At 42.9% G+C, this 22,166-nt stretch carries 13 protein-coding genes and 1 pseudogene; 10 read left to right on the top strand and 4 right to left on the bottom strand.

Annotated elements, in window-relative coordinates; all coding sequences use genetic code 11:
- Positions 1-57: 57 nt before the first annotated feature.
- Both IE130_RS04160 and IE130_RS04155 read left to right on the top strand, forming a co-directional pair.
- Positions 58-324 (top strand): annotated as a pseudogene (locus IE130_RS04160) (DsbA family protein); the annotation flags it as partial.
- 366 nt (positions 325-690) lie between these two features.
- Entirely contained in the window at positions 691-1,758 is a 1,068-nt protein-coding gene (locus tag IE130_RS04155) for a pentapeptide repeat-containing protein (protein ID WP_189582062.1), read from the top strand.
- 211 nt (positions 1,759-1,969) lie between these two features.
- Here IE130_RS04155 and cueR read toward each other — a convergent pair whose 3' ends face one another.
- Together cueR and IE130_RS04145 are read right to left on the bottom strand one after the other, a co-directional pair.
- Positions 1,970-2,362 carry a Cu(I)-responsive transcriptional regulator gene (cueR, locus tag IE130_RS04150; protein WP_189582059.1) on the bottom strand — a complete coding sequence of 131 codons (393 nt, stop codon included), beginning with the start codon at positions 2,360-2,362 and terminating at the stop codon, positions 1,970-1,972.
- Positions 2,363-2,661: 299 nt separating this feature from the next.
- A complete protein-coding gene (locus IE130_RS04145; RefSeq protein WP_189582056.1) occupies positions 2,662-5,124 on the bottom strand; it encodes a heavy metal translocating P-type ATPase in 2,463 nt (820 codons plus the stop codon).
- A 399-nt stretch (positions 5,125-5,523) separates the two neighbouring features.
- Here IE130_RS04145 and IE130_RS04140 point away from each other — a divergent pair, with 399 nt between their 5' ends.
- Entirely contained in the window at positions 5,524-7,401 is a 1,878-nt protein-coding gene (locus tag IE130_RS04140; protein WP_189582053.1) for a TPR end-of-group domain-containing protein, read from the top strand.
- Positions 7,402-7,846: 445 nt separating this feature from the next.
- Here IE130_RS04140 and IE130_RS04135 read toward each other — a convergent pair whose 3' ends face one another.
- The gene (locus IE130_RS04135; RefSeq protein ID WP_189582050.1) at positions 7,847-9,139 is read right to left on the bottom strand and encodes a tyrosine-type recombinase/integrase; all 1,293 of its coding nucleotides are present in this window, start codon (positions 9,137-9,139) and stop codon (positions 7,847-7,849) included.
- A gap of 679 nt (positions 9,140-9,818) precedes the next feature.
- Positions 9,819-11,141: a DUF2470 domain-containing protein gene (locus tag IE130_RS04130; protein WP_189582048.1), complete on the bottom strand. Its 1,323-nt coding sequence runs from the start codon at positions 11,139-11,141 to the stop codon at positions 9,819-9,821.
- Positions 11,142-11,506: 365 nt separating this feature from the next.
- Here IE130_RS04130 and IE130_RS04125 point away from each other — a divergent pair, with 365 nt between their 5' ends.
- The 7 genes from IE130_RS04125 to IE130_RS04095 all read left to right on the top strand — a co-directional run bounded on the left by IE130_RS04125 (position 11,507) and on the right by IE130_RS04095 (position 22,111).
- Positions 11,507-12,271 carry an ABC transporter ATP-binding protein gene (locus IE130_RS04125; RefSeq protein ID WP_189582045.1) on the top strand — a complete coding sequence of 255 codons (765 nt, stop codon included), beginning with the start codon at positions 11,507-11,509 and terminating at the stop codon, positions 12,269-12,271.
- A gap of 50 nt (positions 12,272-12,321) precedes the next feature.
- A complete protein-coding gene (locus IE130_RS04120; protein WP_189582042.1) occupies positions 12,322-13,359 on the top strand; it encodes an ABC transporter substrate-binding protein in 1,038 nt (345 codons plus the stop codon).
- Complete coding sequence (gene fhuB / locus IE130_RS04115) at positions 13,356-15,497, top strand: Fe(3+)-hydroxamate ABC transporter permease FhuB (RefSeq protein ID WP_189582039.1); 2,142 nt, start codon at positions 13,356-13,358, stop codon at positions 15,495-15,497. Before IE130_RS04120 ends, fhuB begins: the two co-directional genes overlap by 4 nt.
- Before the next feature lie 355 nt (positions 15,498-15,852).
- Positions 15,853-17,202 carry a diaminobutyrate--2-oxoglutarate transaminase family protein gene (locus IE130_RS04110; protein ID WP_189582036.1) on the top strand — a complete coding sequence of 450 codons (1,350 nt, stop codon included), beginning with the start codon at positions 15,853-15,855 and terminating at the stop codon, positions 17,200-17,202.
- A 114-nt stretch (positions 17,203-17,316) separates the two neighbouring features.
- The gene (locus IE130_RS04105; RefSeq protein ID WP_189582033.1) at positions 17,317-18,807 is read left to right on the top strand and encodes a pyridoxal phosphate-dependent decarboxylase family protein; all 1,491 of its coding nucleotides are present in this window, start codon (positions 17,317-17,319) and stop codon (positions 18,805-18,807) included.
- Position 18,808: 1 nt separating this feature from the next.
- Positions 18,809-20,638 (top strand): IucA/IucC family protein, encoded by a 1,830-nt coding sequence (locus IE130_RS04100; protein ID WP_189582030.1) that lies wholly within the window; start codon positions 18,809-18,811, stop codon positions 20,636-20,638.
- A gap of 93 nt (positions 20,639-20,731) precedes the next feature.
- A complete protein-coding gene (locus IE130_RS04095; RefSeq protein WP_189582028.1) occupies positions 20,732-22,111 on the top strand; it encodes a lysine N(6)-hydroxylase/L-ornithine N(5)-oxygenase family protein in 1,380 nt (459 codons plus the stop codon).
- The last annotated feature ends 55 nt before the right edge of the window (positions 22,112-22,166 follow it).

The following is a 22,166-nucleotide window of genomic DNA, read 5'->3' as shown; positions in this document are numbered from 1 at the left end:
TGCTTTAATCTTTTTTTCCGTTAAATACAATGCAGCTGATGCGCGGCGCTTCTAACAGCGGTATTCAATGGTATATGGGCGGAAAAACTGAATATGCAATCACAAGAAGTTATCGCCGACGTTCTGTCTAAAGCAGGGATTGATGCTACTGATTTTATGCATCATATTGGCCAGTCTGAGGTGAAAGAGCGCTTGAAAGCGATCACTGAAGAGGCGGTCACACGAGGGGTATTTGGCGCACCGAGTTTCTTTGTGAATGATGATATGTTCTTTGGGCAAGACCGCTTAGACTTTGTTGATGCTGCTTTAGGCGACTGGCAGTAAGGTTCGATGCTGGCATGCCCCATATGGCGCGGGTAGTTTTTATTGACCCTGCCCAAGATCCTCTAAAATAGCGCACTCTGCATTATCATCGCCTGCACAATATTTATCGCTAACTCTGTGAAAACTGAAATTTTTATGGAAATCGTGGTTTAATAAGGTGTTGAACACGGAGAAATAACAGCTTTTTCCTCCGTTGCTAATTTTACCAACTACTTTCAGCCTGTTAAAAAGTCGTAGTTTTTAGCTGTTTTAATTAACCGTTTACAAAGGTAACTATTGGTGGAATTATCAGAATACGAAATATTTGCCGTTTTGATGTATCATAAACCACCGAAATTTTGTTCAATAATGTTTTAGGAGAGTTTTGTGGCAATACCTGAACATGTGGAAGTCTTCAAAAAAGGCTCTCAAGTATGGAATGCTTGGAGAGATAAAAACCCAAATTTAAGCCCTGACCTTTCTGATATAGATTTCGAAAAAGACGTTCATACATATAAAGAAATGTATGATATGCCAGAATTCACTGGTTACAACCTATCGCATATGAACCTAAACCGTATAACAGCAAGAAACTCTTATTTCATACGTTGTTATTTTGCTGGTAGTACGATCAATTTCTCAGATATCTGCTTCTCTTTTTTTCAAAACTGTAGTTTCGAAGATACTAGCCTAGCCGTTTCAAAAATGGGTTCGGCTGAATTTCACGCATGTGATTTTACAAACGCAGATCTTTCATATTGCTCTGCGGAAGAAACAAACTTTTCAGGTTCGAAATTTATTTCTACTAAATTAAGTAATATGAGTTTAGTAAAAACGGACTTCACAGATACGGTTATTGACGAAGCTAGGGTTTATGGCATATCTGCTTGGGATTTAATTCTAGATGGTAGCACCCAAAGTAATATTTTAATTGAAGAAGAAGGAACATCAATTACAGTTCCAACTATTGAAATGGCTCAATTCATTTCACTGTTAGTCAATAACTCAAAAATCAGGGATATAATCGACACTATCACTTCTAAAGTTGTTTTGATTTTAGGTAGATTTACAGAAGAACGAAAAGTAGTTCTTGATACTATCAAGACTGAATTACAAAGTAGAGGCTATCTTCCTGTATTGTTTGATTTTGAAGGTCCGAGTAGTCGGGATGTAACCGAAACCATTATTACTTTGGCATCCTTAGCTAAATTTGTTGTTGCCGATTTATCAAGCCCTAAGAGTATTCCACAAGAGCTCACTCAAATAATCCCAAATTTTCCATCTTTACCAGTGCAGCCAGTGATAGAAAAGACACAAAAAGAATACGGTATGTTTGAACATTTTAAGCGCTACCCTTGGGTTCTTGAGCAGATTCAGTATTGTGAAAATGATATTCAATCATTAGTTGAAAAAGTCACTAAAAACTGTGAGAGCTATGTGGCAACTAAAGCCTAATAAGAAATTAAACACGTACAAAGACAGTTAGTTTTTGCTCCTTCGCCACTAATTTTAGCCTGATAACAGGGTATTACTAATGTCCGAAATCGGCACTGAGCTGACCGTCAATACTTGAACAGTATGAATATTTACTTCTATTTTAGTTGTGCAAAACAGCATGACCTAACGTTTTAACGCCTTCTAAGTTGGGAAGTGCCTGTTAAAGGCTCTATTTAGCTTGCCCTAGATCCTCTAAAATAGCGCACTCTGCATTATCATCGCCTGCGCAATGATCAAAAGAATTCTGTAGCGAGTTGACCATCTCCTGCAATTGAGTGATTTTTTGGTTTAGCGTTTCGATATGCTCTTGTGTCAGTTGCTTAACATCTGCACTCTGACGATTGGCATTTTTGCGCAGATACAGTAACTCTTTCATTTGCTTGGATGAGAATCCCAAGTCACGAGAATGTCTTAAAAAGCATAAGTCGTCTACCTCGTCTTTAGAATATAAGCGATAACCTGAATTCGAGCGATTTACTGTTTCTAGCAAGCCAATCTGCTCATAGTAGCGAATCATTTTGGTAGAGATACCTGATTGCTTTGATGCTTGACCAATATTCATATTTATCCTCCTAGGGCGTGTCCTCAATTCAATCGATAGTCATCTAACTGGGCTAAAAATGGCTAAATTTTGCCAAACAGTGTCAAATAGCTGGTTAATATCTCGATATTATCTACGCTATTTTTCTCGTTTGACTACAATTTATCTCATTTTGATCACCATTTTTTAAATGAGGACACACCCTAACTTAAAAAGGGACTTAAATAACAAAAGGGTTTAAATAACCTGTGTATTTAAACCCTATATGGATATCCTTTACGGTTCTACATTCACTCTGTAGCGGTTTAGTAGTTCGCTGACTATGCTTTAAAGTACTTGAGACGTAACGCATTACCCAATACGAAAACAGAAGAGAGTGCCATGGCACCTGCCGCAAAAATGGGTGAGAGCAGGATACCAAATGCTGGATACAAGACACCTGCGGCAATCGGAATCAAAGCAACATTATAAATAAAAGCCCAAGCCAGATTTTGTCTGATATTGCTGATGGTGGCTTTACTCAAGGCAATCGCGGTAGGCACACCTTGCAGACTACCTGACATTAGCACCACTTCAGCCGCCTCAATCGCCACGTCTGTGCCTGTGCCAATGGCCAATCCAACATCGGATTGAGCCAATGCAGGGGCATCATTGATACCGTCACCAACAAATGCCACTCGGCCATATTGTTCTTGCAACTGGCGTATTGCATCTACTTTGCCTTCGGGCAACACTTCTGCTACTACCTGATCAATATTTAATTTTGCCGCAATCGCTTGGGCGGTATGGCGATTATCACCTGTAATCATAGCCACTTTTAAGCCCAACTGATGTAGTGCGGCGATGGCGGCATGAGTCGTTTCTTTAATAGGGTCGGCAACGGCAATGATAGCGGCTAATTGCTGGTCAATAGAGACATAGAGTGGGGTTTTACCTTCTTGCCCCAAACGTAGCGCATCTTGCTCAAAAGGCGCGACATCAAGCCCCAATTGTTGCATATAACGATCCGCGCCAATATGAACCACTTGGCCTGCCACGTTTGCTTGAATACCCAAACCTGTCATCGCTTCAAAGTCAGCGATAGGTAGCAGCTGAATATTCTGTTGTTCTGCAGCTTGAACAATAGCTAAGCCAATGGGATGCTCAGACTTTGCCTCAACCGATGCCACCACACGTAAGACCTGTTCTTTCTCAAACCCTTGTTGGACTTGGAAATCCGTTAACGTAGGTTTGCCTTCAGTCAATGTGCCTGTTTTATCAACGGCAACCACGCTCACATCCTGAAGCATCTGTAGCGCTTCGCCTTTACGGAATAGCACACCCAATTCGGCACCGCGACCCGTACCGACCATAATAGAGGTGGGAGTGGCCAATCCCATTGCACAAGGGCAGGCTACAATGAGCACGGCAACTGCATTGATTAAGCCGAAGGTTAAGGCAGGGTCAGGGCCAAAAATCAACCAAACTATAAAGGTCAATGCTGATAAAAACATCACTGCTGGTACAAACCACATGGTGACTTTATCCACCAATGCTTGAATTGGTAATTTAGAGCCTTGGGCTTGTTCTACCATACGAATGATTTGCGCCAATACAGAATCTTCACCGATGGCCGTTGCTCGAATATTCACGGTACCGTTTTGATTGATAGTACCGCCGACCACTTGAGCGCCTGCTTGTTTTTTTACAGGAACAGGTTCACCCGTAATCATCGATTCGTCAATATAGCTGTGACCGTCAACGACTTCGCCATCGATAGGCACACGCTCGCCTGGACGAATCTCAACTATCATTTGTGCAGTGACGTCTTCTACAGGGACTTCAATGACTTTACCATCTTGCTGTACACGGGCGGTCTTTGCCTGCATGCCCACTAAGTGCTGAATGGCTTGAGAAGTACGACCTTTAGCCTTTGCTTCAAAATAACGACCTAATAATATCAAGCTTACAATCATGGCAGCGGCTTCGTAATAGACGTGCACCGTGCCTTCAGGTAACGCTTGCGGGATAAAGGTCGCTATTAGAGAAAAGCCATACGCTGCGATAGTACCAATCGCCACTAGCGAATTCATATCTGGCGCAAAACGCAATAAGGCTGGCACGCCTTTTTGATAAAAGCGTCGGCCTGGAAAGAGTAGTACCAGTGTGGTCAAAACAAACTGTATTAGCCAACTTTGCTGAGTGCCGAGGTTATTCACCACCCACATATGAAAGGCGGGAATCATATGCGAGCCCATTGCTAGAATGAATACGGGCAGTGACAACAGCGCAGAAAGCCCTAAATCTCGTTTAAGCTGCTTTTGCTCCGAGGCTTTTTTATCTTGTCGATCACTTTGGTCTTGTTCTACCAGTTTGGCCTCGTAGCCCGCTTTTTTAACGGCATCAATTAAGTCACTCGTTTGTATTTGAGCATCGCCTTTAATCCAAGCGCGTTCAGTCGCAAGGTTTACTGTGGCTTGTTGCACGCCAGCGACTTTGGCCAAGGATTTTTCTACTCGTCCAACGCAAGAGGCACAGCTCATGCCTTCTATTGATAGCTCGATAGGCTTGGTTTCAGTCACCTTATAGCCTGCACGCTCTACTGCTTTGTTTAACTGAGCTACATCTAAAGGCTGAGATGAGTAAACAGTCGCCTGTTCAGTGGCAAGGTTTACCTCGGCGTTTTCAACGTGTTCAATGTTTTTTAATTGTTTTTCAATACGTCCAACGCAAGACGCGCAACTCATGCCTTCAATGCTCAGCACTTCATGATAAGTAGGGGCTTTAGTATTTTTTGTTTTCATAACAACCTCTGTCGCTTTTAATTCTGTTTTTAATCTATAGTGACAGCATATAGGTTGACATCATGGTAAGGTCAAGCGTATTCCTACAATACTTTCAAGAAATTACTCCTAAGCCTTGCTGTAATGACGAAGTAAAGGTGCGGAAGGTTAAAATGAGAGGAGTTGTAGACAAAAAAGGAGGGTATTGCCGATAACTTATCTCATGGAAACAAGGTCGGTTCCCTAGTGAGGCCTTGAATCTTCGGCTGTAGGCTACGAGTATCAAGGGTTTGAATTATCGTGATAATTGCAGTGTACTTCACAGTGTACTTTCTGAGAAGTGACACAGAATATGGGGTATTCTCTATTAAGGTGAACCGTTCTAATCTTACAACAATCAAATAATATTGGAATCAATCTATGAGTCAAAAATACGCCATCCGTGCAATCTCTTATCCTTACGACAATTATTTTTTCACAGAAAAACCCGATAGTATCAACATTGATGAAGTTTTTGATAGCAAAGAGCAAGCACAAAATAGACTCAAAGAACTATTAAGTGACACTTATCGTGAGTATCAGGCAGTTGAACAAAATATACAATATGGCGAAACATTTGGCTCATTTGATATCTTTGCAGGATATGGATTGGAAGATGTAATTCAAAAACTTGAAAACTTCTATGAGCAAAGAACAGGTGAAACCCTAGAATCCTTTGAACAACTATTGACCCTGCCATTAACGGACGAAGACGTTGTCGAATTTATGATGGTATCGGGTATTAATCAATACGACATGATTCCACTTCTTGATGAGGAAACAGATTTATATGCGGTTTGGATAAACGGCGCCCAAAAATACTTTGGACAAATCTATGGGCAAACCATTACTCCTTTTAATAATAATTATTTAGCCTTTAATGGCGATGAAATGATGGCAGAGTTTGTGGCGTGTCTAGAAGATTACTGCCCGAAAGGTGAGCTTTCTGAATTAATTAATCAACCTCAAGCTGTAGCTAATCTTCTTAATAACGTAGGTTATATCCATTATTTTGAGGGGAATGAATCAATTTATATTGAACTAAATGATTACAGTTCAGGTCGTTATAAAGATATGTCTGAGTTAGTCCAATTAAATGCCTTACTCAAAAAACCGTGGTTTGAAATCAGACCTATTACTCCAACACAGCTACAGCAATTAAACACAGAATTTATTGAAAAAAATAATGCGATTATCTTGGGGCAACAATATTTTGCTAAAGCAGGTGCCGTTGATAATTTACGTTTTACCGATCAAGATGAAAAATATCAGGCGCAACTTGATGCCATCAGTCATTATCAGCAAGGCGTGAATTATGCTAGGCAAGCATTACTCACTGATGATAAACCCAACCAAGTCAAAGTAATGATATGCAATAACCTATATCGATTAGCCAACCTTGCCGGTAGTACTGCCACTCTGCTTATAAAGAAAGATGACGATAGTGATAAGCCGCGCTTTAGTCAGCAGTATCTACTGACTATTATGAATCACTGGCAAGTTGTGATTGATTCCTATAGCACCATGATGGCGATTGATGATATTAACTATTTTGACCATAAACTTAACTATGCAATTACTTGCTATACAGAATATACGCTACGTCTATTAGATATTTATCTTAAAAACGAGTTTGCTGATAAAGATAAATGCATGGCAATCTATCTACGTTGGTTATCAGAATTAGCAGACTTATTAATAATCAGCAGGGACAAATTTGGTGATGAACTATTGCAGCGTAATACGCCGGTATTAAAATTTGAGAATCAGTTAAAGGTGCCGATTATCAAAGGACTGTCACACCTAATGTTCAATGGTGGCTTAGACGCAGGTACGTTTGCAGATATTGTCAGCTACACAGACTCAAACCAAGCGGGGCAATATTATGAGATCGCCAAAAAAATGTTGTACCAAGCATTGTTAATAAACCCAAAAGCTGGCACTACTAAAAGCATCTTGAGTATGTATGTTCGACACTATCAAGCGGATAAACAACAATTTAACGATCAACTAGCTGCAGCAAAAGAAAAATTCCACGAATTTTTAGCGAAATATCCTGAATTTTTGGGCGAGATGTCATATAACAGGGCGTGTATAGCTGGGTTAGAAAATGATGTTGAAGAAGCGATTAAGTATTTAAAATTATCTGAACAAACAGACTATTTACCTAGTAAAGAACAAATTATTAATGATCAGGATTTTAGGAGTATTTCTGCACGTATGGAGTTTCAAAAATTTTTGTCGATGACTGATGAATAAAACAGTTATGGTTTAAAAGGTATACCCCTAGGGAACCAGTGATTTCGTCCTTCAAAGCTATTAACAGACTACTTAAAACAGACCGATATAATGGAACCACTAATAATAGACCGCGAGCCTTGATACTCTAGATCCTCCTTAACTAGACGTTTCTCAAATTGTGAAGCGTCCTTAGAAAATTGTTTATTAATATTCTAAATTCACAGCATCACCTCATAACTCGTACTACACCCTGAGGCATCAGGTTTTTCTAACATGCCTTTTTCTACCAAATCATTAATGTCTCTTAATGCAGTATCAGCTGAACACTTGGTTATCGTTGCCCATTTTTTGGTGGTCAGCTTGCCATAAAAATTCGTTAGTAAGGTATTGAGGAGGATGCGGAGATTGTCGGAGTTATTCGATGCTTTTTAAGTGTGCATATAGGTCTTACAGGTACGTTCTGTCATGTTTTGCTAAAGTTTATACCTGATTTATGATTCCGCAGCCCATCTATATAATTGGCCCAATCCTGCATCATTTGCACTCTGGTATCGATCTCATCAAGCCGGTTATAAGCACCGCCATGCGTGTCTTTGATTCTATGGCCCAGCTGCAACTCTGTCACGATGTCCGAATAGCGCAGTTCGGGTTGCTCCATCAGCAAGGTTTTGGCCGATGCCCGAAATCCATGAGCGCATTGCACATCCTTATATCCAAGCCGATGAAATATCTGTACTAGGGTTGCTTTGCTAATATATGAATTGCTTGAGGCGCGCATCGATGCAAATACGCACTCTTTATGACCTGTGATTGACTGTATATTCCTTAAACGTGCAATTACTTGTGTCGCTAATGGTACAACTAAGTGCGACACCATGTCCTCACGACCTTCGCCCTTGGTAGGGGAGAACGCCCATAGCTTATTGTCCCAATCTATATCCTGCCAGCGCATAGATCGCAAATCGATACTACGCACAAACACATAAGGCAACAGATTCATTGCCTCTATCGTAATGGCGCTTGCGCCTTTAAATGAGTCCATGTCTCGTAACAATATTGCAAACTTATCAGGCTTAGTGATGGCTGGCAAATGATTGCCTGAATGGGCTGGGGCAAGCTCACCGCGCGTGTCCATTGCCACATTTTTGTCACATAATCCTCGCGCTACCGCGAACGAAAATACTTTTTCAGTATAAAGTCGGGTACTTGCGCCAACAAAGGTGGCTTGGTTTTCATTGTTTTGAATGGCCTCGCATACACCCAAAATAATTTCGCTAGTGATATCATTCATTTTTAAGTCGCCAATCTCACGACACATATATCCTAGACACAAATCCCAAAACTTGAGGGTCGACTCACTAAACGAGGGCTTTTTAGCCTTACTATGATGACGACTCCCTATCTTGTGGTCTCTCCAAGCCTGTGCAACCTCAGCAAACGTGGCGTTTTTTAGATGAGCATACTTATTAACTTGTTCTTGTTGCTGTATGGCCTTGGGGTCAGAGCCTTTTGAGACTAGAGTGAGTATGGACTCGGCTTTATGCTTAACTTCATACAAGCTAATATCATCAACCTTACCAAGCATCATTCTAGGTCGTTTGCCGTCGATATGTGGATGCGAATAACGAAGGTAGTATTCTTTTTTGCCATTTGGGTAAATACGAACACTTAGACCAGAAGTGCCTGAAATACTGATTGAATAATCTTTATCTCGGCATTCAAGTTTATTGATATCGTTTATAGTATTGACAGCCATTATGTATATCCGTAAATGTTGCAGGTGGAATGTGTCCAAAATATTTATAAGTTCGTTTGAGAGTATAGTTTCTAAAACAATGATGACTACTGAAAGTCATACTTTGTATAAACTAAAAAGATCATTGGACACTGGTATGGACACTAATTATTACCAGATATATGAATAAAACTATTTATTATAGTAACTTAAGTCTTAATTATTCCCAAGGCTCACTTGGGGATGAATCTAGTATAGTGAAGATAGAGTGACTAAGCTATATCTCAATTGGCGTGCGGGCGATTAGTGAGTGGTGAGCACCATAAATATGGAGAAGCCTATCAAGATTTGCATTCGATAAAAGAGGATTTGAGCGCCTTTAGGCAAAAACGCATGCTCCTGTACTTGCACAGAATCACTTAATCAGGGTCATAGTACTGTTCTGTGCAAATTTGGACGGCATCAAATTCAATGCGTTAGATTTAAATAGCTCAGTGGGAACAAGAGCCATTTAAAAGACCACTAACTGCTTCTCTAATAAGTGACTCTCTAATAAATGATTCTCTAATAAATGATTCTCTAATCTGAAACACTTTTTGATGGTGCAAAGCGCAGAGTACTAGCGCAAAGTTATTATGACCCCTTTTATCAAAATAAAGCGCTCCGGTATTGTCAGAGATATAACGTCATTTATGCAAACCTAATCGTGACGCCAATATACTTTTACCACAACATCGGTACGACTGAGTTCTAGTCGCTCTCTCAACAATGGGCGCAGTGCTTTGGCAGTATTTGCTTCTAGTGCGCCCCAAACTTTATCAATCTGTAGAGGGTTGTCAGTTAAATAATCACCTAATGTACTGTCAATCAGCGTGGCTAAATCTGATCCTGAGTTTGGTTGATTGGTCACTATAGGCAATACGGTAAAATGATCATCCTTGCGGCTTTCAGTATCGCAATCATTATCAGTGTCACTGTCACTGTCACTGTCAGTATTTCTGTTGTCATTACCAATGTTATCAATGCCACTGCGCATTTTTACAGTATCAAAATAGCTTTGATCGTCTGCATCTTGCGTCACACAAATGACCAATGGTGGCGTAGGATTGTTCCATAGCTCCAGCAGTCGTGCTGCCGTTGGCATCGAGGTCTCATCAACAATCAATACCGCTTGACCGTCTCGTAAGTGCTCTACCTTTTCTGGAAACTCTCGTTTTGTGACAACGGTCTCGCCTGCTTGTAGTGCTGCTGCCCAGTTGCCACCAGACGTATCCCCATGCAAAAAAACATCGACCCAAACTCTTATCTCATCATCAGCTTGCCATGCTTTTCTTAAAGTGTAATAGCAGTGAGGACGAGCAGGGCATACGTTTTCCTTTTCGCTATCATTAGTGCTGTCAGTCATCAATGCATTCGTCATTGCATTGTGCTCTAAATCAAATAAATACGCGTAACCTGCTTCGTTAGTAGGTACTGAGGTCGAGATTGTTGTGCCCTTAGTATTTCTTAATTGAACATCATCATTTGATTGAGTGTCATCTAATGACGGCATGCTCAATTCAAGGCGCAGCATATTTTTGCTGACGTTATAACTGTTTTGTACATCAAATACTTGCTTGGTCAGTTTGATTGTTTTTTTGCCCAGCTTTTTATCTGCTCTTTGTTTTAGCAAGATATATTGGGCTTGTAAATCATCAAGCTGCGAGATAGGTGTGGCAAAATTAATAAAAAAAATCTGGTCATGGAGTGGGTTATCTTGAGCGTTAGTCGGTTGATACTTTGAATTTTTTTGGCGGGTTTGTATTGTAATGCCTTCAGCGTAAATATCGGTTATCTGTGCATCTACGCGATCCAATTCAGCTGTGGATAGTGAGGTAAATACACTCAAAAATCCGAGTAATTCATCGAGATGCTCTTCATTTATATGAGCGACGACACTGGCTATTTCAGAGTCATTTAATGAGGTGTATTGGCTGTTTTGGTTGTTGGCGTTTTCTGTAGTAGCTAAAAGCTGGTTAGTCATATAAATACTCGCAATCAACAGAGCGTTGAAATTAAAGTGAATGAGTTTTTAGGGCGTTTCCTCATTTTAAAAATGGTGATAGAAATGAGATAAATTGCAGTCAAACAAGGAAAATAGCGCAGTTAATATCGTGATATTACCCAGTTGTTTGACGAAGTTTGGCAAAATTTAGCCATTTTTAGCCCATTTAGATATTCATCGATTGAATTGAGGACACGCCCTAGTTAATGATAATTGTTTTTGTTATCATTTACGAGTAAAATCAATTCTTATTATAGTTTGATCTTCAAAAATTGGTCTATAACCAATGATCGATACACCATCATTCTTATGACATATTACTTTTATCAACAATGAGTGCTTATATGCTACGTGCAAACCAGCTGACTATCAGCCGTCAAGGAAATACTCTATTAGACAATGTGAGCTGTGAGATTGATACCAATCAACTGGTGGCTTTGGTTGGACACAATGGCTCTGGCAAGTCGACCTTGATTAAAGCATTGGCAGGCGAGATGGCAAGTAGTAGCGGCAATGTCACTTTAGATGAGCACAGTATCAATGACTACGGCAGTAAGGAATTAGCGCGGCAAATGGCATATCTGCCGCAGCAATTGCCAGAAGCGGCTGGATTCACGGTGCGTGAGCTGGTCATGCTAGGACGCTACCCACATCAGAAATGGCTACAAAAGCCAACTCAAATAGATAAAGAAAAAGTCTCGCAAGCATTAAAGTTGACTCAAACTGAAGCGTTTGCTGATCGAATCACGGCCACACTATCAGGCGGTGAGCGCGCTCGTGCTTGGCTCGCCATGTGTCTGGCACAGGATACCCGTTACCTATTGCTCGATGAGCCACTTGCTGCCCTTGATATGCATTATCAAATCGAGGTCATTCAGCTTATTCGTCGTTTGGTCGATGAGCAAGGCTTGAGCGTGGTGATTATTATCCATGATATCAATTTGGCCGCGCAGTATGCCGATCGAATCATCGCACTGAAAAATGGTCAGGTATGTCATAACGGCGATATCGCCAGTACCATGCAACCTACCGTGCTACGCGATATCTTTAATGTCGATATGCAGCTGCTCAGTCACCCCATTACTGGACAGCCTGTCGCAGTCGCTTAACCTCTAGTTTCTGCTGCCTTTTTTTAATTCGCCTACAAAGATATGCTTCTATGCCTCCCATTCTTTATACAGAACAATCATCGAAACGTTCAATAGTTACGCCTAAGCCAGTATCAGTGACGCCAGTGCCAACAGTGACAACACTGAAATGGTTCGCGCTCTCATTGTGCTTGGTATTGACGGCCTGTAATAACCAGACGTCCACACAAAACAGTAGCGATCAGCTCGATGAATTACCATCAAGCATTACCCCAGCAGCAGAAAACAGTCATAGCGATAGGATGAACATCGTCTCTCCTGACTGGGGCAATGCGGCGACGTTGACAGCGATGGGGCATGCACCAATTGCGACAGGTGATATAAGGGTGTGGGACAGATGGGTGGGAAGCCCTAAATTGCCCTCATCAACTGTAGATTTGGGTATCCGCTATCAGCCCAATGCTGAGCTAATCGCCCAACTGCCTGTTGATATGGTTATAGACAATTACTTTTATGAGCATGCGCGTAATTTATACGGCGATGTCCCTGCTGAGTCTGTGATGTCTGCCGCCAAAGGAGAGACGGCAACGTGGGCTGACTATACCGAACCGACGCGGGAGCTTGGCGTACTGATTGATAATCCAAAGATGGCTGAGGACTATATTGTACAAAGTCAAAAAGACATACAGCTAGCCAGTCAGCAATTGCAGCAGCGTTATCCAAGAGTCAAAAAGTTTGCGGTGGTGCAGTTTGCGGATGCTAACAATATGCGTATGTATGTGGCAAACAGCTTATTTCAACCTGCGTTAGAGCAAATGGGTAAAGAGCTTGTGGTATTGGGCAAAGGCAATAATTGGGGATTTGTGCCCATACGGATGGGAGATTTGGCGCAATTAGATGATGAGACTTGTTTATTAATTATCGATCCACTCAGTCCAATCACTAGAGCTGAAATTGATGATAGCTTGATTTGGCAGCGTTTAGGTTATGGCAATACCCGCTGTGTGGCGGAGCTACCACCAGTATGGATTTATGGCGGTATGTCGTCATTGGTCAGCCTAGCAAATAACTTGTCAGAAGTATCATTAAAAGGCGGGGATGTACTATGAGCGCCAATGCAGATACTCACAACAATCATATCAATAACAACACCGACAGTGCTCATACGATGACATCAGCTTCTGAAACCGTAACGACTCCAAAACTATTATCGTCGTCATCTTCATTGCCGCCACCGAATCAACCCAACCCCCAGACTTCTTTGTTTGCCAGTATGTCTTGGCGACTGTGGGCCATGCTCATCGGACTAGCGGCTTTGTCATTATGGAGTAGTTGGGTATTGCTAGATCAGCAGTGGACACGCCCAATTAGTGATTTGCTCATACCAAGCTCGCAATTGGATATTGCCAGTATGGCGATACAGCTGCATATAGTGGCGACCAGCGTAGTGGCGTTGTTGGCTGGCGGGCTATTAGGTGTGGTCAGTATTCTATTACAGCAATTGGTAAAAAATCCCTTAGCATCAGATACGACGCTAGGCGTCGGCGTTGGTGCGCAATTAGCCATGCTCATCGTCACGTTATTTTTGCCAAGCTTGGCAATTTATGGCGGACTTTATGTAGCCTTTGTCGGTGCTATCATCAGTATGGGTCTGGTATTTGCCTTATCAGCACCCAGTCGATTTAACCCATTGATTTTGATATTGGCCGGTTTGGTGGTCAATATTCTGCTGGCGGCCATAGCCAATGTACTGGTGTTGTTTTTTGCTGAGCGTAGCAATGGCATGCTGTCATGGGCGGCTGGGTTTTTGGCACAAAACAGCTGGCATACCAGTATCGCGCTAGTCATCACTGCTATTTTGATGGCGGTTGTATGTCTGCCATTACTAAAGCCATTAACGCTGATGAGCCTAGATGACACGCAGGCAAAACGTCTGGGTGTGCCTATTAATGGGATTCGCGCACTTGTTGTATTAATTGTCGCCGTTGTGACTGCTCTAGTGATTAGTGAAGTTGGTTTAATTGGTTTTATCGGTCTTGGTGCGGCAAGTTTGGTTAATGCGCTTGGCATCTCCGCGATTGGTAAGCGTTTGGCCACTGCCTTTGGGTTAGGGGCGCTGCTGTTGTTATTGACCAGTAATGTCGCGTTACTGCTTGAGCCGATACTTGATATGCAGATTCCAGCTGGTGCCATGACAGGTATCTTGGGTGCACCGTTGATTATTTGGCTAATTTTACGTCAGCGCCGCGAGCGGATAGAGATAGTGACGCCGATGCTTACCGGTAAGCATACATCCATTGCATTTTGGCGATGGGGTGTTAGTGTGCTCGCTGTCATCATGCTGGCTTGTTTGTTTGTACAAGATATCAATGGTTGGGGGCTCAGTACGGACTGGGCACTCACGCAGCAGTATCGCTTGCCTCGTAGTTTGAGCGCTGCGGCCACAGGCTTGATGCTGGCAGTCGCTGGTGTGCTATTACAAACTTTAACGCGTAACCCCATGGCCAGTCCTGAAGTGTTGGGGGTCAGTTCAGGTGCCGCACTGGGGGTGATTTTAGGGTTTTTATTATTACCAAGTTTAGGGCTATCTGCTGGAGCAGGGACGTTGCTGATTTCAGGACTCTCAGGTGCGATGGCTGTGCTGCTATTGATTATTTGGCTGGCACGCAGGGTCAGCTCAGGTTATTTATTATTAGTAGGTATAGGTATTGCCGCCATGATGGATGGGGTGATGCATATGGTCAAGCTCTCAGGAGACCCGCGTTTAGAAGCTATGCTCAGCTGGCTGTCAGGGACAACTTATAGCGCCCAGCCCAGTACGGTATGGTATCTCATTGGTATTGCCGCTATCTTATTTGTGCTCAGTCTGCTGCTGATAAAACCCTTGCGCGTCCTTGGCTTAGGCACAGGTGTGGCGCGTAATCTGGGTGTGGCAGTTACGCCCGTTACCTTGTCACTACTGGCATTAGTGGCAGCGCTTAGTACGGCCAGTACGCTTGCCGTTGGTCCATTGAGCTTTATTGGTTTGATGGTGCCTCACTTAGCTACTTCACTGGGAGCTGTAAAGCTTGAACGGCAATTGCCATTAGCTGCCCTTTTAGGGGCAGGCGTGATGGTGATAGCAGATTGGATTGGCCGTTATGTTATTTTCCCTTATGAGCTGCCTGCAGGCACGATTGCGGCCATTATCGGTGGTGGCTACTTTTTATGGCTCATTCGTAAGGTGCCAGCCTCAGCCAATAGATAACCGCTGTTTTAGATAGTTACTGGCAAATGATTTAGGCGAGCACAGATAGTCTAGAGCTATCTGTGCTGGGTAGCTGTGTGTCACTGATCGGTTGACGGTTTATGATGGTTTTCTTCATCTTTAATTCATCATTCTGAACTTCACGCTAACAGCTCTCTTTATCGTGTTAATCTACTGAAAAATTCGCAAACTGGGTTGACAGTCAGTTATTGGTAGTAGATACTACGCCTCATTAATAATAATGATTATCATTTACATTATTATTCAATATAATGAGCGTTATTTTAAGAAGTAAGCGTCAAACCTTACTTTCGAATGTTTATCCAAGACTACTGACAATAACAAGGCTGAAGCTATGGACACGATCTTATTAGACGAATCACGTGATAACGAATGCTACTTAAATCGTCAAGAACAATTTGAATCAAAGGTTCGTAGTTATCCACGTAAGCTGCCCTTTGCGATTCAATCAGCTAAAGGCGCTTGGATTACCGATGTGGAAGGTAATAAGTATATCGATTGCCTATCTGGTGCTGGCACGCTGGCGCTTGGGCACAATCATCCTGTGGTCATAGAAAGCATCAAAGCGCTGTTAGACAGCAATCTACCGATGCATACATTGGATATCACCACACCGTTAAAAGATAAATTCAGCGAGTTCATGTACAAGCTACTCGCGACCAATAGCGATGAGTATTGCTTGCAGTTTTGCGGGCCGACAGGCGCTGATGCAGTAGAAGCCGCTATCAAACTGGCGAAACAAGTCACGGGGCGTTCAGGTGTGGTTAGTTTCAGCGGTGGCTATCATGGCATGACACATGGTGCTCTGGCTGTGACAGGAAACTTGGCACCTAAACAAGGTATCGAAGGCTTGATGAGCTCGGTGCAGTTCTTACCTTATCCCAATATGTATCGCTGCGCGTTTGGCTTGCCTTTTGAGCAGAGCATTCATGCCCATATGAGCTACTTTGAAAGCTTCCTAAAAGATGTAGAGAGCGGTGTGGTAAAACCAGCAGCGGTCATTTTAGAAGTCATACAAGGGGAAGGCGGTGTCAACCCGGCACCCATAGAGTGGTTGAAGCATGTGCGCCGAGTGACAAAAGAGCTGGGTATTATGCTGATTATCGATGAAGTGCAAACAGGGTTTTGCCGTACCGGACGTTGGTTCGCTTATCAATATGCGGATATTGATCCCGATATGATTGTGATGTCAAAGGCAATCGGTGGTGGGCTGCCACTTGCGGTACTGGGCATCAAAAAACAATACGATGTATGGCAAGCAGGCAATCATTCTGGCACGTTTAGAGGCAATCAATTGGCGATGGCGACTGGCCTTGCCACTCTTAATTACTTAAAAGACAACAACGTTGCTGACTATGTTTTAGAAATAGGCACATGGTTCATGGCGCAGCTAAAAATACGCCAACAGCGCTATCCACAAATTGGCCAAGTCAGAGGACGTGGTCTCATGATTGGCATAGAGATTATCAATCCCAGCCTGCCCAAACAAAATGATGGCAGCTATCCAGCAGACAGCGATGTGGCTGCCAAAATCCAACAAGCGTGTTTTAAGCATGGATTGGTGATTGAAAAGGGCGGGCGCGGTGGCACAGTACTGCGATTATTACCGCCACTCAATATAACCAAAGATGAGCTGCAGCAAGTCTTGCAAAGGCTCGATATGGCGCTAGAGGACAATCAATAGTCTTGCCAGCGCTTTAGCATGATTCACACTTTTATAAAAAACTCTGATAACGACTCTAATAATAAGTCACTTATTTGCGATTTATACATCGTAGAATAAACAAGTGAGGACATTTTGCATTTATTAAACCAGCAAACCAGTGCGCAATATGTCACGCATATGCAAAAAACCAGCGCTGTCATCAAACAGTGGCTAGACGACAATAACGTGTATTTGGGCGGCACACCGCAACAAGTGCAAGTAACCAATGCCTTTAGCATCGGTGAACAAGGCCGAGACATCGACACGATACTCGCTGATATTCAAAGTAAGTTTTTACCCAGTTGTGTGTCGACGGCCAATGCGAATTGCTTAGCCCACTTACATCCACCCACACTGGTTATTGGTCAGATTGCTGAGATGATTATCGCAGCCACTAACCAAAGTATGGACTCGTGGAATCAAAGCCCAGCAGCGACCTATATCGAAAAAGACTTGATACATTGGCTGTGTCAACGTTGCCAGTTTAATAGCGATAGCAATCAAAAAAGCAGTAACGCTGGTGGTGTCTTTACCAGTGGTGGTACGCAAAGTAATTTGATGGGTCTACTGCTGGCACGCAATCAATTCTATAAGGCTAAGGGCGTTGATGTGCAAAAGGACGGCCTGATGGGTCAGCCTAGCGGCAACATCCTATGCTCAGACCAAGCGCACTTTTCTATTGAAAAAAACGCGGCGCTACTGGGCCTAGGCCAACGTTCCGTCATTAAAGTAGCGACCGATGCATCAGGCGCCATGCTGATGTCTGACTTACAGCATCAGATAGATAGTCTAGGCGCTGACAATGTAATGGCCATCATCGCAACTGCTGGCACCACCGATTTGGGTGCGATTGATCCTCTAATCGCTATCGGCAAAATTTGCCGTGATGAAAACATATGGCTACATGTCGATGCAGCATGGGGCGGGGCATTGCTACTATCACAGCGTTATCGACACTTGATTAACGGTCTGAATCAAGCTGACTCTATCACTCTAGATTTTCACAAGCATTTCTTCTTGCCGATTAGCTGTGGTGCTTTTCTCTTACGAGACAATCGAAATTTCGAGAGCATTCGCCATCATAGCGAGTATCTAAACTCTGCTGATGACGAACAGGAAAACATTCCAAACTTGGTCACGTACTCTTTACAGACCACACGCCGTTTCGATGCCTTAAAACTGTGGATGGCTCTGGACTTACTGGGAACGGAGGACTATGCAGCCTTGATTGATAGCTGTTTGGATACTGCTAAGCAGGCGGCACAGCTGATTGATGCAAATGAAAATTTTGTACTGGTACATGAGCCTATTATTAGCAGTGTTTTGTTTTACTTTACACCCAAAGATACCGCGCTATCTGATGACCAACTCGCACAGCTCAATCGCCACATTGCTCAAGCGTTATTGGTCAATAACATCGCCAATGTGGCCACCACACAGTTTAAGCAGCGCCTTTGCCTTAAATTCACCATTCTAAATCCCAATACCCAAATCAATGATATTGCAGACATCATTGAGCAGATGGCTATTGCTGGTTTTAACCGACTCAATTCTGACAACCTGAACGTTGATGGGAAAAAATAACATGATGCAGCATAAAACGCTTGATCGACTTACACTACAAAATCTAATCAATGCTTATTGTTTTGAAACTGGGCTCGGCGATATTATTGCCGTAGAACAGCAGGATGATATACAGAAGCAGGCCTCACAAAATAAGCCTCTATTAGTGCTAATGCTATTGCCTTCGAACACGGTAATGGTCGTACCTGTCGACAGAGTGAGCCAATTGGGTCAGCACCGTTTGGCGGGCACGCCGCTTATATTGAATAAGCAGGTAAGCATACGAGCAGACTCGAAACTAGACACGCAACTGGACGACCCTTTGCAAAACAGTCGATGGATAAAATCCTCCGCTATGAGCCTAGCGTCTTTGATTATTGAAGACATCGTGCATCGTTATAAAGACAAAGCGACGCTAGATGCCAATGGTGTATTAAAGCGCTGGATTGAGAGTTATGAGGGGTTGCAGATTATTTTAGAGCATCGCAATGATGAGATTGATGACATCATTGACTATCAGCAAGACTTTATTCAGACCGAACAAAACCTTATTTACGGTCATGCCATGCACCCTACACCCAAAGGCCGTGCTGGTTTTTATGGTGCCGAATGGGCAAAGTATGCGCCCGAGACCAGTAGCAAAACCCAGCTGCATTATTGGCTAGTGCACCCCAGCTGCATTACAGAAGAATTCGTAGATGGCGAGAGTATTACCACAGCGCTCAAATCAAAGCTACAAGCTGATATGAGTGGCTATCAGCAGCAACTTGTGGATGAGCATCCAGACTATAAGCTGTTGCCATTGCACCCTTGGCAAGCAAGGTTTTTGCAGCAGCAGCCGTGGTATCAAAAATTGCTAGAAAAAGGCCAATTGTTTGACTTGGGTGAACTCGGTTGGTATCTGCATCCGACTACATCAGTACGCACACTGGCGGCCTTTGATGCGCCTTGGATGTTTAAACTGTCGTTGTCTGTAGCGATTACCAATTCTGTGCGGATTAACCTGCCCAAAGAATGCAAACGCGGTATGCATGCCTGCCGAATCTGGCGTAGCGACTATGGTACTCAGCTCAAAACCGAGTATCCTACGATTGCGGTATTGAATGACCCTGCTTGGATTGCCTTACGTGTCGATGGAAAAATCATTGATGAGACTATTTGTATCTTACGTGATAATCCTTTTACAGAAGATACGCAAGTCACCAATCTTGCCAGCTTAAGCCAAGACCATCCAACCCGTTTCACCAACCGTTTAGAGACATTGTTTAAGTCTATCCATAAACGGACAGATGAACCTTTAGAACAGGTGGCTATCCAGTGGTTTGACACTTATTTGCAAGTTGGTTTTATACCGCTTATTCATATGTATTATCAGCATGGTATTGGGTTTGAGGTACATCAGCAAAACAGTCTGATCGAGCTAAAAGACGGCTATCCTACTAAATTTTGGGCCAGAGACAATCAAGGGTTTGGCTATATTGCAGAGTATGCCACGCCGCTCATTGACGCTTATCCCGAGCTGATTAGCGAAGGAGAGTGTGTCATTCCAGAAGACTTTGCCGACTCACGCTTTGCCTATTATTTAGTTGGTAACAGTATATTTGGTCTTATCACTGCTATTGCTCGTACTCAGCTTGTGAGTGAGGAGACATTAATTACGACGTTTAAAGAATGCTTAATGGCGTTAGAGCAACAATACCCGCATCGCTCGTTATTTGACTTGTTGTTGCGTAGTCCTACATTGCCGTTCAAGGGCAATCTACTCACCAGACTCTATGCGCTCGATGAGCTGACCGCACCTGTTGAAACCCAGTCTATTTATGTCGACATCCCAAACCCTATGATGACGTAGCACGTCATATTGGAACGGCAAAATTAGCACACGATAAAAGTTGGGCAACACAGAAATAACTATAAGAATGAACGTAATCACTAAGGGGCGACCGTGTTAGATATTATTGGTATTGGCGTAGGGCCGTTTAATTTAAGTTTGGCGGCATTACTGACAAAGACCGACGTAACCGCCAAGTTTTTTGAGCAAAAGGCTGAGTTTAATTGGCATAAAGGCATGATATTGCCAAACACTACGCTGCAAGTACCTTTTATGGCAGACTTGGTGACGATGATAGACCCAACCAGTCCGTATTCTTTTTTGAATTATTTGCATACTCAGCACCGATTGCTCAAGTTTTACTTTTTAGAAGAATTTAAAATTTATCGTAAAGAATATAACCATTATTGCCAGTGGGTAGCAGGGCAACTGGATAGTTTGAGCTTTGATGCGGCAGTGATAGACGTGGCGTTTGACGACACCAATGATGGATTTGTAGTGACCGTCTGTGAGCAGGGCACACAAAACACCTATCATGCTAAAAATTTAGTCATAGGCACGGGCACACAGGCCATGCTACCACTATCGTTGCAAGACATTGCCAAGCAAGCACCCAACCGTTGTATGCACACTGCCCATTTTGCAGACAATTTTGACTTAGATAGTCTAAAGCCAAATAGCGGTAAGGTAGAAGAGGGGTTACCCAAAGTATTGGTGTTGGGATCTGGGCAGTCCTCAGCAGAGGTGTATCGAACGCTGTTTGATCAGCAGTTTGATGGCGATGATAGTACTAATGACTACCCTAAGTTTCAGCTAGATTGGATGACTCGCTCGGCAGGATTTTTCCCCATGGAGTACTCCCCATTAGGCTTGGAGCATTTTAGCCCTGCATATACAGATTACTTTTATCATTTAGACTCAGCAACCAAGCCCCAAGTCACTGCCAAGCAAGACCTGCTCTATAAAGGCATGGGCTTTGAGACCATACGCGATATCTATCACCGTCTCTATGAGCGCAGTATTACCAATCAAGATTTGTATTCGACGTTAATGTCTAACTGTGAAGTAATTGAAGCAACACTGACAACAATGCTAGAAGCGCCAGAGCCGACAGACACCATAAAACTGGTAGTTAAACAGCGTGAGCAGAATCAAGATTTTACTGCTGAGTATGACTGTGTGATTGCTGGTACAGGCTATCGTTACGGTCTGCCTGAGTGTTTAAACACGATACTGCCTAGCATCGCGCACGATGAGTTTGATCAGCCAGTCATTGATAGAGACTATGCACTGAAATATGCATTGACGCATCAAAAAGACATCGCGACTGATGGCAAAATTTTTGTACAAAACCAAGAAGTGCACACCCATGGCGTTGGCGCACCGGACTTGGGGCTGGGTGCTTATCGAGCAGGGTGTATCGTCAATCAGTTGACAGGTGAGCAGACTTACGATACCGATGCCTTAAAAGTGTTTCAAAATTTTGGCGCGTAGTTTTTATAAGCATCGTATTTCATAAAAACCATATTAATCACATAACAATATAATT

Origin of the sequence: Psychrobacter glaciei, assembly GCF_014652895.1 — a bacterium.
Classification (GTDB): Bacteria; Pseudomonadota; Gammaproteobacteria; order Pseudomonadales; family Moraxellaceae; genus Psychrobacter; species Psychrobacter glaciei.
Note: the sequence above shows the minus strand (reverse complement) of the source record. Positions and strands in the feature narration are given on the sequence as shown.

Bases quoted from the DNA above. Each gene is read 5' to 3' on its own strand.
- cueR (WP_189582059.1), bottom strand. From the start codon at position 2,362: ATGAATATTGGTCAAGCATCAAAGCAATCAGGTATCTCTACCAAAATG.
- IE130_RS04145 (WP_189582056.1), bottom strand. From the start codon at position 5,124: ATGAAAACAAAAAATACTAAAGCCCCTACTTATCATGAAGTGCTGAGC.
- IE130_RS04140 (WP_189582053.1), top strand. From the start codon at position 5,524: ATGAGTCAAAAATACGCCATCCGTGCAATCTCTTATCCTTACGACAAT.
- IE130_RS04135 (WP_189582050.1), bottom strand. From the start codon at position 9,139: ATGGCTGTCAATACTATAAACGATATCAATAAACTTGAATGCCGAGAT.
- IE130_RS04130 (WP_189582048.1), bottom strand. From the start codon at position 11,141: ATGACTAACCAGCTTTTAGCTACTACAGAAAACGCCAACAACCAAAAC.
- IE130_RS04125 (WP_189582045.1), top strand. From the start codon at position 11,507: ATGCTACGTGCAAACCAGCTGACTATCAGCCGTCAAGGAAATACTCTA.
- IE130_RS04120 (WP_189582042.1), top strand. From the start codon at position 12,322: ATGCCTCCCATTCTTTATACAGAACAATCATCGAAACGTTCAATAGTT.
- fhuB (WP_189582039.1), top strand. From the start codon at position 13,356: ATGAGCGCCAATGCAGATACTCACAACAATCATATCAATAACAACACC.
- IE130_RS04110 (WP_189582036.1), top strand. From the start codon at position 15,853: ATGGACACGATCTTATTAGACGAATCACGTGATAACGAATGCTACTTA.
- IE130_RS04100 (WP_189582030.1), top strand. From the start codon at position 18,809: ATGATGCAGCATAAAACGCTTGATCGACTTACACTACAAAATCTAATC.